The sequence below is a fragment of the Streptococcus mitis genome, from assembly GCF_016658865.1.
GTDB lineage: Bacteria > Bacillota > Bacilli > Lactobacillales > Streptococcaceae > Streptococcus > Streptococcus mitis_BT.
In genome coordinates this window covers 1773597-1786512 of sequence record NZ_CP067992.1, presented here as the reverse complement: position 1 = coordinate 1786512, position 12916 = coordinate 1773597, and the positions used below count along the sequence as shown (strand labels likewise).

At 39.8% G+C, this 12916-nt stretch carries 9 protein-coding genes; 6 read left to right on the top strand and 3 right to left on the bottom strand.

From position 1 onward, the window contains the following. Positions 1 to 2 precede the first annotated feature (2 nt). The 3 genes from ilvC to JJN14_RS08725 all read left to right on the top strand — a co-directional run bounded on the left by ilvC (position 3) and on the right by JJN14_RS08725 (position 3450). Entirely contained in the window at positions 3 to 1025 is a 1023-nt protein-coding gene (gene ilvC / locus JJN14_RS08735; protein ID WP_000290683.1) for a ketol-acid reductoisomerase, read from the top strand. Positions 1026 to 1139: 114 nt separating this feature from the next. Next, positions 1140 to 2390 carry a threonine ammonia-lyase IlvA gene (gene ilvA / locus JJN14_RS08730; protein ID WP_000952976.1) on the top strand — a complete coding sequence of 417 codons (1251 nt, stop codon included), beginning with the start codon at positions 1140 to 1142 and terminating at the stop codon, positions 2388 to 2390. Between the two features lie 844 nt (positions 2391 to 3234). Beyond that, the gene (locus JJN14_RS08725) at positions 3235 to 3450 is read left to right on the top strand and encodes a hypothetical protein (RefSeq protein WP_001130035.1); all 216 of its coding nucleotides are present in this window, start codon (positions 3235 to 3237) and stop codon (positions 3448 to 3450) included. Positions 3451 to 3654: 204 nt separating this feature from the next. Here the strand turns inward: JJN14_RS08725 and JJN14_RS08720 are convergent, their stop codons facing one another. Then, positions 3655 to 4395: an amino acid ABC transporter ATP-binding protein gene (locus tag JJN14_RS08720; protein ID WP_000189477.1), complete on the bottom strand. Its 741-nt coding sequence runs from the start codon at positions 4393 to 4395 to the stop codon at positions 3655 to 3657. Then, positions 4395 to 5960: an ABC transporter substrate-binding protein/permease gene (locus JJN14_RS08715; protein WP_201058446.1), complete on the bottom strand. Its 1566-nt coding sequence runs from the start codon at positions 5958 to 5960 to the stop codon at positions 4395 to 4397. The genes JJN14_RS08720 and JJN14_RS08715 overlap by 1 nt, the downstream gene beginning before the upstream one ends. 138 nt (positions 5961 to 6098) lie before the next feature. Here JJN14_RS08715 and JJN14_RS08710 point away from each other — a divergent pair, with 138 nt between their 5' ends. Both JJN14_RS08710 and JJN14_RS08705 read left to right on the top strand, forming a co-directional pair. Further along, on the top strand, positions 6099 to 7988 hold the full coding sequence (locus tag JJN14_RS08710) for a DUF2207 domain-containing protein (RefSeq protein ID WP_201058445.1): 1890 nt from the start codon (positions 6099 to 6101) through the stop codon (positions 7986 to 7988). Between the two features lie 61 nt (positions 7989 to 8049). After that, positions 8050 to 8895, top strand: a complete 846-nt coding sequence (locus JJN14_RS08705; protein ID WP_201058444.1) for an undecaprenyl-diphosphate phosphatase — start codon at positions 8050 to 8052, stop codon at positions 8893 to 8895. A gap of 32 nt (positions 8896 to 8927) precedes the next feature. Here JJN14_RS08705 and dinB read toward each other — a convergent pair whose 3' ends face one another. Further along, complete coding sequence (gene dinB / locus JJN14_RS08700) at positions 8928 to 9989, bottom strand: DNA polymerase IV (protein ID WP_201058443.1); 1062 nt, start codon at positions 9987 to 9989, stop codon at positions 8928 to 8930. A 239-nt stretch (positions 9990 to 10228) separates the two neighbouring features. Here dinB and pflB point away from each other — a divergent pair, with 239 nt between their 5' ends. Beyond that, complete coding sequence (gene pflB, locus JJN14_RS08695; protein WP_020901544.1) at positions 10229 to 12553, top strand: formate C-acetyltransferase; 2325 nt, start codon at positions 10229 to 10231, stop codon at positions 12551 to 12553. The last annotated feature ends 363 nt before the right edge of the window (positions 12554 to 12916 follow it).

Sequence of the window (12916 nt, the reverse complement as noted above, 5' to 3'; positions counted from 1 at the left end):
CTATGGCAGTTCAAATGGAATACGAAAAAGATGTTAAAGTAGCAGCGCTTGATGGTAAAAAAATCGCCGTTATCGGTTATGGTTCACAAGGACATGCGCATGCTCAAAACTTGCGTGATTCAGGTCGTGATGTCATTATCGGTGTACGTCCAGGTAAATCTTTTGACAAAGCAAAAGAAGATGGATTTGACACTTACACAGTAGCAGAAGCAACTAAATTAGCTGACGTTATCATGATCTTGGCACCAGACGAAATCCAACAAGAATTGTACGAAGCAGAAATCGCTCCAAACTTGGAAGCTGGAAATGCAGTTGGATTTGCCCATGGTTTCAATATCCACTTTGAATTTATCAAAGTACCTGCAGATGTAGATGTCTTCATGTGTGCTCCTAAAGGACCAGGACACTTGGTACGCCGTACTTACGAAGAAGGATTTGGTGTTCCAGCTCTTTACGCAGTTTACCAAGATGCAACAGGAAATGCTAAAAATATTGCTATGGACTGGTGTAAAGGTGTTGGAGCAGCTCGTGTAGGTCTTCTTGAAACAACTTATAAAGAAGAAACTGAAGAAGATTTGTTTGGTGAACAAGCTGTACTTTGTGGTGGTTTGACTGCCCTTATTGAAGCAGGTTTCGAAGTCTTGACAGAAGCAGGTTACGCTCCAGAATTGGCTTACTTTGAAGTTCTTCACGAAATGAAATTGATCGTTGACTTGATCTATGAAGGTGGATTCAAGAAAATGCGTCAATCAATTTCAAACACTGCTGAATACGGTGACTATGTATCAGGTCCACGTGTAATTACTGAGCAAGTTAAAGAAAACATGAAAGCTGTCTTGGCAGACATCCAAAATGGTAAATTTGCAAATGACTTTGTAAATGACTATAAAGCTGGACGTCCAAAATTGACTGCTTACCGTGAACAAGCAGCTAACCTTGAAATTGAAAAAGTTGGTGCAGAATTGCGTAAAGCAATGCCATTCGTTGGTAAAAACGACGACGATGCATTCAAAATCTATAACTAATTGATAGAAATCAAGTTGAAGGCGAGTTGGGGGGACCTAACTCGCTTTTATAATCAATTCATCTCTTTTTGAGAGGATGGATTGTGATAGTATGAAATAGTCTAGGAGAAAAAGATGTTAAGTTCAAAAGATATCATCAAGGCTCATAAAGTCTTGAACGGTGTGGTCGTGAATACCCCACTGGATTATGACCATTATTTATCGGAGAAGTATGGTGCTAAGATTTATTTGAAAAAGGAAAATGCTCAACGTGTTCGTTCCTTTAAAATTCGTGGTGCCTATTATGCTATTTCTCAGCTCAGTAAGGAAGAGCGTGAGCGTGGGGTAGTCTGTGCTTCTGCGGGAAATCATGCGCAGGGAGTGGCCTATACATGTAATGAGATGAAAATTCCTGCTACTATTTTTATGCCAATTACGACTCCGCAACAAAAGATTGGTCAAGTTCGCTTTTTTGGTGGGGATTTTGTAACCATTAAACTAGTTGGGGATACCTTTGATGCTTCAGCCAAAGCAGCCCAAGAATTTACAGTCTCTGAAAATCGTACCTTTATTGATCCCTTTGATGATGCCCATGTTCAAGCAGGTCAAGGGACAGTTGCTTATGAGATTTTAGAAGAAGCTCGAAAAGAATCGATTGATTTTGATGCTGTTTTGGTCCCTGTTGGAGGCGGAGGTCTCATTGCTGGAGTTTCGACTTATATCAAGGAAACAAGTCCAGAGATTGAAGTTATTGGGGTAGAAGCTAATGGAGCGCGTTCCATGAAGGCTGCCTTTGAAGCTGGTGGACCTGTTAAGCTCAAGGAAATTGACAAATTTGCGGATGGGATTGCTGTACAAAAGGTAGGTCAATTGACCTATGAAGCAACTCGTCAACATGTTCAAACTTTGGTAGGTGTCGATGAGGGATTGATTTCTGAAACCTTGATTGACCTCTACTCTAAGCAAGGGATTGTTGCAGAACCTGCTGGAGCGGCTAGTATCGCCTCTCTAGAGGTGTTGGCTGAATATATCAAGGGGAAAACCATTTGTTGTATCATTTCTGGAGGAAATAATGATATCAACCGGATGCCAGAAATGGAAGAACGTGCCTTGATTTATGATGGGATCAAGCATTACTTTGTGGTCAATTTTCCACAGCGTCCAGGTGCTCTGCGTGAGTTTGTAAATGATATCCTAGGACCAAATGATGATATCACACGATTTGAGTATATCAAACGAGCTAGCAAGGGGACAGGGCCTGTATTGATTGGAATCGCTTTGGCAGATAAGCATGATTATGCAGGCTTGATTCGTCGAATGGAAGGTTTTGATCCATCTTATATTAACTTAAATGGTAATGAAACGCTCTATAATATGCTTGTCTGAGGACTAATAAAAAAATATCATATTATTTGCACAACTGATGTATAGGTGCTATAATGAGAGTGAAGAAAGGGGGCGATTCCTATGGACTTAGGAAATCGATTACGCTATTTCTATCACAAGTCATTATAGTACCTATTATTTTTTGATTGGGTTTATAGTAAGGGAGTAAAATTACTTGTTATATATAAGGAGTATTTTTAGAATCCACTATTTTATATATGTCTAATCTGAAATTTGGTTAAATATAATAGGAATTAGAAAAAATAATCAATACTAATGAGAAGCTTTATACTGAGTTAACTGAGAAGAGTGATAAGATACTAAGAAGATAAAAACAGTGGAAGATGTTGGAAGATAAGATACTATGGTTTCCTAACTACTCATCTTTTTATAGGTTTGAAGAAATAAAAAGGAATATTGATAAAGTAAATAAATAGTACCAGTTGAACAAGTGAAAAGTACTTATGCAGACAGGAAGAAAATCAAAGAAGGAGAAGAGAAATAATAGTTAGTAATAGTGTGGAGAGAAAGTCTTCTACTATTAGAAATATCATTTTAAAGTTAGGTAAATAGAATAAAGTTGAAGATAAAACCTGTCTAATCTATCAAGAATTGGTATTTGTAAAGCATGAATATTTTTACAAATAAAAGAGTTAATAATACAATTATTTTAAAGGTGTTTACTAATGGTTTATAGCAAGGGAAAACCTATATATTATCGGCTTTAATAAGATAGTAATAGAAAAATAAATCATTAATTTTATTGAATATATGTTTTTTTATTGACAAAAGTCATAAAAACGTATACAATTAAATATCGTAAAGAAGAAAATAGGAGAAGGACATGGCTAAGTCAAACTTTGAAAAAGTAGAATCAGTTGTTGGCTGGGTTCGTGATAAGAAAATCACAGGCTACCGTATCTCTAAAGAAACGAATGCGCGTGAAATGTCTATCATTGCTCTAGCGCAGGGGCGTGCAAAAGTAAAAAATATTTCGTTTGAAACGGCTCTAGGTTTAATTGATTTCTATGATAAAAATCATGAAAAATTTGAAGATTAATCTTTGGATGATGGCGGATTCTTGAATAGGGTCTGCCTTTTCATTTTGATACTCAATGAAAATCAAAGAGCAAACTAGGAAGCTAGCCGTAGGTTGCTCAAAACACTGTTTTGAGGTTGCAGATAGAGCTGACGTGGTTTGAAGAGATTTTCGAAGAGTATGAGGACAGCAAAAAGACTGCACGGTTGATGCAGCCTTTTCTTTTTATTTGAGATAGCGTTGAAGGAACTCTTTTGTACGGTCTTCTTTAGGATTGGTGAAGAGGTCTTCTGGTTTGCCTTCTTCAGCAATCACCCCCTTATCCATGAAGATAACACGGTGAGAGACATCACGGGCGAATTCCATTTCGTGGGTTACGACAATCATAGTCAAGCCTTCCTGAGCCAGATCTTGCATGATTTTGAGGACTTCTCCAACCATTTCTGGATCGAGAGCTGATGTTGGTTCATCAAAGAGAATGGCGTCCGGATTCATGGAGAGGGCACGAGCGATGGCCACACGTTGTTTTTGACCACCTGAGAGTTGTTTTGGTTTCGCTTGCCAGTAGCGTTCTCCCATGCCGACCTTTTCAAGGTTTTCTTTGGCAATCTTTTCAGCTTCTGTACGTTCGCGTTTAAGGACAGTCGTCTGAGCGACAATTGTGTTTTCAAGTACGTTAAGATTTTCAAAGAGGTTAAAGGATTGGAAAACCATCCCCAACTTTTCACGGTATTGCGTGAGGTCATAGCCTTTTTCGAGGACGTTTTGTCCATGATAAAGGATTTGTCCATCAGTTGGTGTTTCAAGTAGGTTAATGGAGCGTAGGAAGGTTGATTTTCCGCTTCCAGAGCTTCCGATGATAGAGATGACTTCTCCCTTGTGGACGGTCAGAGAAATGTCTTTTAGCACTTCGTTTTGTCCATAGGATTTTTTGAGGTGTTTAATTTCAAGGATTGCTTGTGTCATTATTTCAAATCCTCCGTTTGCATTTGGTTAGCACCTGTAGTATAGGTATCCATGTCCATTCGGCGCTCGATGAAGCGTAGGATACGTGTTACGGTGAAGGTGAGGACAAAGTAAATCACGGCGATGATTGTAAATGTCTGGAAGTATTGATAGGTTTGAGTTGCTACGGTATTTCCTGAGAAGTAAAGTTCGACAACCGAGATAACGTTCAATACAGATGTATCTTTGATATTGATGACAAATTCATTACCAGTTGCTGGTAGGATGTTACGGACTACCTGAGGTAGGACAATCTTACGCATGGTTTGGTTATGAGTCATACCAAGAGCAGTTGCGGCTTCAAATTGTCCCTTGTCAACTGCTAGGATACCACCACGAACAATTTCAGTCATGTAGGCACCGGTGTTGATCGAAACGATGAAGATAGCAGCCAGTGTACGGTCAAGGTTGATACCGAAAGCTTGGGCAGTTCCATAGTAGATAACCATCGATTGAACAATCATTGGTGTACCACGGAAAATTTCGATATAGACATTGAGGATCCAGCTGACTAGTTTTTGTAGGCCATAAATGGCTTTATTCTCAGAGAGAGGAGCAGTACGGAAAACACCAATGGCAAGGCCGATAATGAGACCTGTGATGGTTCCGACGATAGAGATTAAAAGAGTGATACCAGCACCACGCAAGAGTTGTTGCCAGTTTTCAGAAAGAATTTTAGTGACTTGGCTAAAGAAACTACTGCTAGTCTCTTCAGTTGTTGTAGCTTCGGCAGGTTGTTCCTTAATCATACGGTCCATCAAGGCAACTTGATCGTCTTTTGAAATGGTTTCAATGCTAGCATTGATTTGGCTAATACGATTGTCATCTTTACGAAGTCCAATGGCAATAGCTGTATCTTCTTCTCCAGTTTTAAAACCTGGTTCTACTTGAACCATCTTGAACTTAGAGTTAGCAGCTTCTGCAGTCAGTGCTTCTGGGCGTTCAGAAACATAAGCATCAATGACACCAGCCTCAAGAGCTTGGCGCATTTGAGCGAAGTCTCCCATGGCTGTTTCTTTTTTAGCACCTGGTATTTGTGAGATCAACTCATAAAGGTAAACACCTTGTTGAGAAGTGATTTTCGCACCATTAAAGTCATCCAAAGATTTGGCGTTTGCATAGGCAGAATCTTTTTTGACTAGTAGAACAGGTTCGCTAGTGTAGTAACTGCTTGAAAAGGCAATTTCTTGTTTACGTTCTGCAGTTGGACTCATACCTGCGATAATCATGTCAATCTTACCAGAAGTAAGAGCAGGAACTAGACCTTCCCACTTGGTTTTAACAACCAAAGGTTCTTTACCTAAGTCCTTAGCGATTTTCTTGGCGATTTGAACATCGTATCCGTTAGCATACTGGTTAGTCCCATCGATTTTGACAGCCCCATTGCTATCATCATCCTGAGTCCAGTTAAAGGGAGCATATGCTGCTTCCATCCCGATGCGTAAATATTCATCGGCTTGAGCAACATTGACAAGTCCCAGCATCAGCAAGAGACTTGTGAAAATAGATAAGTATATTTTTCTCATGATTTCTCCTATTTCTAATCTATTAAAAAATAACTGTCTCCTATTTTATCGAAAAAAACTCTATTTTTCAATACAGGTAAGCCCTTACTTGAGAAAAAATGATATAATGATAGCAAAGATAAAAAGGGGGCTTAGTTGATGAAAAAAACTTTTTTCTTACTGGTGTTAGGCTTGTTTTGCCTTCTGCCACTCTCTGTTTTTGCCATTGATTTCAAGATAAACTCTTACCAAGGGGATTTGTATATTCATGCAGACAATACGGCAGAATTTAGACAGAAGATAGTTTACCAGTTTGAGGAGGACTTTAAGGGTCAAATTGTGGGACTTGGACGTGCTGGCAAGATGCCTAGCGGATTTGACATTGACCCTCATCCAAAGGTTCAGGCCGCGAAAAACGGTGCTGAACTGACAGATGTTACTAGCGAAGTGATAGAAGGAGCAGATGGTTATACTGTTAAAGTTTATAATCCAGGTCAAGATGGCGACACAGTTGAAGTTGACCTTATCTGGAACTTAAAGAATTTGCTTTTCCTTTATGATGATATCGCTGAATTAAATTGGCAACCTCTGACAGATAGTTCAGGAGCTATTGGAAAGTTTGAATTTCATGTAAGGGGAGACAAGGGGGCGGAAAAACTCTTTTTCCATACAGGGAAACTTTTTAGAGAGGGAACGGTTGAAAAGAGTAACCTTGATTATACTATCCGTTTAGACAATCTTCCGCCTAAGCGTGGAGTTGAATTGCATGCCTACTGGCCTCGAACTGATTTTGCTAGCGCTACGGATCAGGGTTTGAAAGGGAATCGTTTAGAGGAGTTTAATAAGATAGAAGACTCGATTTTTAAAGAAAAAGAGCAAAGTAAACAACTCGTTACGTGGGTGTTTCCTTCTATACTTTCTATCTCCTTGTTATTGAGTATTTGCTTTTATTTTATTTATAGAAGAAAGACCACTCCTTCGGTCAAATATGCCAAAAATCATCGTATCTATGAACCACCAATGGAATTAGAGCCTATGGTTTTATCAGAGGCTGTCTACTCTACCTCCTTGGAGGAAGTGAGTCCCTTAGTCAAGGGGGCTGGCAAATTTACCTTTGATCAACTTATTCAAGCTACCTTGCTAGATGTGATAGACCGTGGAAATGTCTCTATCATTTCAGAAGGAGATGCAGTTGGTTTGAGGCTAGTAAAAGAAGATGGTTTGTCAGGCTTTGAGAAAGACTGTCTAGATCTGGCTTTTTCAGGCAAAAAAGAAGAAACTCTTTCCAATTTGTTTGCGGATTACAAGGTATCTGATAGCCTTTATCGTAGAGCAAAAGTCTCTGATGAAAAACGGATTCAAGCAAAGGGGCGTCAGCTCAAATCTTCTTTTGAAGAAGTATTGAAAGAGATGCAAGAAGGAGTGAGAAATAGAGTTACCTTCTGGGGGCTTCCGGATTACTACCGTCCTTTAACTGGTGGGGAAAAGGTCTTGCAAGTGGGTATGGGTGCTTTGACTATCCTGCCCCTATTTATCGGATTTGGCTTGTTCTTGTACAATTTGGATGTTTATGGCTATCTTTACATCCCCTTGCCAATACTTGGTTTTCTAGGTTTGGTTTTGGCTGTTTTCTATTATTGGAAGCTTCGATTAGATAATCGTGATGGTGTCCTAAATGAAGCAGGAGCAGAAGTCTACTATCTCTGGACCAGTTTTGAAAATATGTTGCGTGAGATTGCACGATTGGATCAGGCTGAATTGGAAAGTATTGTGGTCTGGAATCGCCTTTTGGTCTATGCGACCTTATTTGGCTATGCGGACAAGGTTAGTCATTTGATGAAGGTTCATCAGATTCAAGTGGAAAATCCAGATATCAATCTCTATGTAGCTTATGGCTGGCATAGTATGTTTTATCATTCAAGCGCGCAAATGAGCCATTATGCCAGCATCGCAAACACAGCAAGTACCTATTCCGTATCTTCTGGAAGTGGAAGTTCTGGCGGTGGCTTCTCTGGAGGCGGAGGTGGTGGCAGTATCGGTGCCTTTTAAAGAGAGCTATCACAGACTAAAAAAATATGCTATAATGGAAGATAGAAAAAAGGAGTAATCTATGTATCTTATTGAAATTTTAAAATCTATCTTCTTCGGGATTGTTGAAGGAATTACGGAATGGCTGCCGATTTCAAGTACAGGTCACTTGATTTTAGCAGAGGAATTTATCCAATACCAAAATCAAAATGAAGTCTTTATGTCCATGTTTAATGTCGTGATCCAGCTTGGTGCGATTTTGGCGGTTATGGTGATTTACTTTAATAAGCTCAATCCCTTTAAACCGGGTAAAGACAAGCAGGAAGTTCGTCGAACTTGGCAATTGTGGTCTAAAGTTCTTGTAGCTACTTTACCTTTGCTTGCAGTGTTTAAGTTTGATGATTGGTTTGATACTCACTTCCATAATATGGTTTCAGTTGCTCTCATGTTGATTATCTATGGGATTGCCTTTATCTATTTGGAAAAGCGCAATAAAGCGCGTGCTATCGAGCCAAGTGTAACAGAGTTGGACAAGCTTCCTTATACGACAGCCTTCTATATCGGTCTTTTCCAAGTTCTTGCCCTTTTACCAGGAACCAGTCGTTCTGGGGCAACGATTGTCGGTGGTTTGTTAAATGGAACGAGTCGTTCAGTTGTGACAGAATTTACCTTCTATCTTGGAATTCCTGTTATGTTTGGAGCCAGTGCCTTAAAGATTTTCAAATTTGTAAAAGCAGGACAACTCTTGAACTTTGGACAATTATTCTTGCTCTTGGTTGCGATGGGAGTGGCCTTTGCAGTCAGTATGGTTGCTATTCGTTTCTTGACAAGCTATGTGAAAAAACACGACTTCACTCTTTTCGGTAAATACCGTATCGTACTTGGTAGTGTCTTGCTATTGTATAGCTTTGTCCGTTTATTTGTATAAGAAAAACCTTGAAGGGGCAGCTCTTCAAGGTTTTAAAATCCAGTCATGGTAATCCCCAACAGGCGGACACCTCTTTCTTTCTCGCTTAACTCTTCATAGAGTTGCAGGGCTATTTGGCTTATCTGACTAGCATCCTGTGTTTTTTGAGCCAGACTTTTTCGTTTGGTAAGAGTTGAAAAGTCTTCGTAGCGGATTTTCATAATGACAATTTTTCCAGCTTTTTCTTGTTGACTGAGATTGAGAGCGACTCTTTCTGATAGGAGAGTCAGCTCTTTTTTGATGTCTTCCTCGGCACGGAGAATCTTCCCGTAGGTTTTCTCCTTCCCGATTGATTTACGGATGCGATTGGATTTGACCGGGGAATTGTGGATGCCACGAGCCTTTCGATACAGGTCATAGCCCAGTCTGCCAAAGCGGTCTATTAGGGTCACTTCAGGGACTTCAAGTAGATCAGCGCCGGTAAAAACACCCATTTGATGAAGTCTCTCTACCGTCTTTTTTCCTACTCCATGAAACTTAGAAATATCCATTTGTTTGAGAAAATCCTCAGCTTGGTCAGGTAAAATAATTGTCAAACCGTGTGGTTTTTGATAATCACTAGCCATTTTAGCTAAGAATTTGTTGTAGGAAACGCCTGCAGAAGCAGTTAGATGGAGTTCTTGCCAGATATCCTCTTGAATGAGGCGAGCGATTTTGACCGCTGACTTGATACCGAGTTTATTTTCTGTCACATCCAAATAGGCTTCATCAATGCTCATGGGTTCAATCAAATCTGTATAACGCTTAAAGATAGCTCGAATCTGGAGGCCCACAGTCTTGTATTTTTCATAATTCCCTGAGATAAAGACGGCCTGGGGGCAACGTTCGTAGGCTTCTTTAGAACTCATGGCTGAATGGACACCAAAAGCTCGCGCCTCATAGCTACAAGTGGAAACGACACCACGCCCACCTGTTTGCCGAGGGTCGCTTCCAATAATGACAGGTTTTCCTCTGAGTTTAGGATTATCTCTGATTTCGACCGCAGCAAAAAAGGCATCCATGTCAATATGGATGATTTTTCTTGACAAATCATTTAATAAAGGAAAAATCAACATGCCTGGCCCCCCTTTTTACAGCTTATTTTCTTTTATTATACCCTTTTTTCTGAAAAAAGGAAAAAAGGGTAAATTTTTTTCAAAAATATAATACAGTTTGGGGTGAAATATAGACTGTTTTAGAAAAGAAAGTGTAAAAACAGGGATTTAGCACTTGTTGAAATCGGTTACTGTATGGTATACTTGTCTCATGAATGTAACAGATGGATGTTACTAGAAAGAAAAAAGAGGACATTAACATGGTTGTTAAGACAGTTGTTGAAGCACAAGATATTTTTGATAAAGCTTGGGAAGGCTTCAAAGGCGTAGATTGGAAAGAAAAAGCAAGTGTATCACGCTTCGTACAAGCTAACTACACACCTTACGATGGAGATGAAAGCTTCCTTGCAGGACCAACAGAACGTTCACTTCACATCAAAAAAATTGTAGAAGAAACTAAGGCTCACTACGAAGAAACTCGTTTCCCAATGGACACTCGTCCAACTTCTATCGCTGATATCCCTGCTGGATTTATCGATAAAGAAAACGAAGTTATCTTTGGTATCCAAAATGACGAACTCTTCAAATTGAACTTCATGCCAAAAGGTGGTATCCGTATGGCTGAAACTACTTTGAAAGAAAATGGATACGAACCTGACCCAGCTGTTCACGAAATCTTCACTAAATACGTAACAACAGTTAACGACGGTATCTTCCGCGCTTACACTTCAAACATTCGTCGCGCTCGTCACGCTCACACTGTAACTGGTCTTCCAGATGCATACTCACGCGGACGTATCATCGGTGTTTACGCACGTCTTGCTCTTTACGGTGCAGACTACTTGATGCAAGAAAAAGTAAACGACTGGAATGCAATCGAAGAAATCGATGAAGAAACAATCCGTCTTCGTGAAGAAATCAACCTTCAATACCAAGCATTGCAACAAGTTGTTCGCTTGGGTGACCTTTACGGAGTTGACGTTCGCAAACCAGCGATGAACGTTAAAGAAGCAATCCAATGGGTTAACATCGCCTTCATGTCTGTCTGCCGTGTTATCAACGGTGCTGCTACATCTCTAGGACGTGTGCCAATCGTATTGGACATCTTTGCAGAACGTGACCTTGCTCGTGGTACATTTACTGAATCAGAAATCCAAGAATTCGTTGATGATTTCGTTATGAAACTTCGTACAGTTAAATTTGCTCGTACAAAAGCTTATGACCAATTGTACTCAGGTGACCCAACTTTCATCACAACTTCTATGGCTGGTATGGGTAACGACGGTCGTCACCGTGTTACTAAGATGGACTACCGTTTCTTGAACACTCTTGACAATATCGGTAACTCTCCAGAACCAAACTTGACAGTTCTTTGGACTGACAAATTGCCATACAACTTCCGTCGCTACTGTATGCATATGAGCCACAAACACTCTTCTATCCAATACGAAGGTGTTACAACAATGGCCAAAGACGGATACGGTGAAATGAGCTGTATCTCATGCTGTGTGTCTCCACTTGACCCAGAAAATGAAGAACAACGCCACAACATCCAGTACTTCGGTGCACGTGTAAATGTATTGAAAGCTCTTCTTACTGGTTTGAACGGTGGTTACGACGATGTTCACAAAGACTACAAAGTATTTGACATCGAACCAATCCGTGACGAAGTTCTTGAATTCGAATCAGTTAAAGAAAACTTTGAAAAATCTCTTGACTGGTTGACTGATACTTACGTAGATGCTTTGAACATCATCCACTACATGACTGATAAGTACAACTACGAAGCTGTTCAAATGGCCTTCTTGCCAACTAAACAACGTGCGAACATGGGATTCGGTATCTGTGGATTTGCTAACACTGTTGATACATTGTCAGCTATCAAATACGCTACAGTTAAACCAATCCGTGACGAAAATGGCTACATCTACGATTACGAAACAATCGGTGAATACCCACGTTGGGGTGAAGATGATCCTCGTTCAAACGAATTGGCAGAATGGTTGATTGAAGCTTACACAACTCGTCTACGTAGCCACAAACTTTACAAAGATGCAGAAGCTACAGTATCACTTTTGACAATCACATCTAACGTTGCTTACTCTAAACAAACTGGTAACTCACCAGTCCACAAAGGTGTATACCTCAACGAAGATGGTTCTGTGAACTTGTCTAAACTTGAATTCTTCTCACCAGGTGCTAACCCATCTAACAAAGCTAAAGGTGGATGGTTGCAAAACTTGAACTCACTTTCTAGCCTTGACTTTAGTTACGCAGCTGATGGTATCTCATTGACTACACAAGTTTCACCTCGCGCGCTTGGTAAGACTCGTGACGAACAAGTTGATAACTTGGTAACAATCCTTGATGGTTACTTCGAAAACGGTGGACAACACGTTAACTTGAACGTTATGGACTTGAACGATGTTTACGAAAAGATCATGTCAGGTGAAGACGTTATCGTACGTATCTCTGGATACTGTGTAAACACTAAATACCTCACTCCAGAACAAAAAACTGAATTGACACAACGTGTCTTCCACGAAGTTCTTTCAATGGATGATGCCTTGGATGCGTTGAGCTAAGATTATATAAAATAATACAAAGAAGGACTAGTCAAAAGCTAGTTCTTCTTTTTGTAAAATTTATTGGTCAATTAAAGTCAAATCTCTTGACCTTTTTTGACTAATGTAGTATATTATGAACGTAAGGTAGATGAAAGCCTTACTCGAAAAGTTATACTCAATGAAAATCAAAGAGTAGACTAGGAAGCTAGCCGCAGGTTGCTCAAAACATTGTTTTGAGGTTGCAGAGAGAGCTGACGTGGTTTGAAGAGATTTTCGAAGAGTATTATTTAAAGTAAAATAGAAAGAGGTGGGGTCTATGTTTAATCTAGAAATCTTCAGAAGTAAAGATAGTCTACTCCTGCTTGAAAAAGAAAAACCAGA

Bases quoted from the DNA above. Each gene is read 5' to 3' on its own strand.
- ilvC (WP_000290683.1), top strand. From the start codon at position 3: ATGGCAGTTCAAATGGAATACGAAAAAGATGTTAAAGTAGCAGCGCTT.
- JJN14_RS08710 (WP_201058445.1), top strand. From the start codon at position 6,099: ATGAAAAAAACTTTTTTCTTACTGGTGTTAGGCTTGTTTTGCCTTCTG.
- dinB (WP_201058443.1), bottom strand. From the start codon at position 9,989: ATGTTGATTTTTCCTTTATTAAATGATTTGTCAAGAAAAATCATCCAT.
- JJN14_RS08705 (WP_201058444.1), top strand. From the start codon at position 8,050: ATGTATCTTATTGAAATTTTAAAATCTATCTTCTTCGGGATTGTTGAA.
- ilvA (WP_000952976.1), top strand. From the start codon at position 1,140: ATGTTAAGTTCAAAAGATATCATCAAGGCTCATAAAGTCTTGAACGGT.
- JJN14_RS08720 (WP_000189477.1), bottom strand. From the start codon at position 4,395: ATGACACAAGCAATCCTTGAAATTAAACACCTCAAAAAATCCTATGGA.
- JJN14_RS08725 (WP_001130035.1), top strand. From the start codon at position 3,235: ATGGCTAAGTCAAACTTTGAAAAAGTAGAATCAGTTGTTGGCTGGGTT.
- JJN14_RS08715 (WP_201058446.1), bottom strand. From the start codon at position 5,960: ATGAGAAAAATATACTTATCTATTTTCACAAGTCTCTTGCTGATGCTG.
- pflB (WP_020901544.1), top strand. From the start codon at position 10,229: ATGGTTGTTAAGACAGTTGTTGAAGCACAAGATATTTTTGATAAAGCT.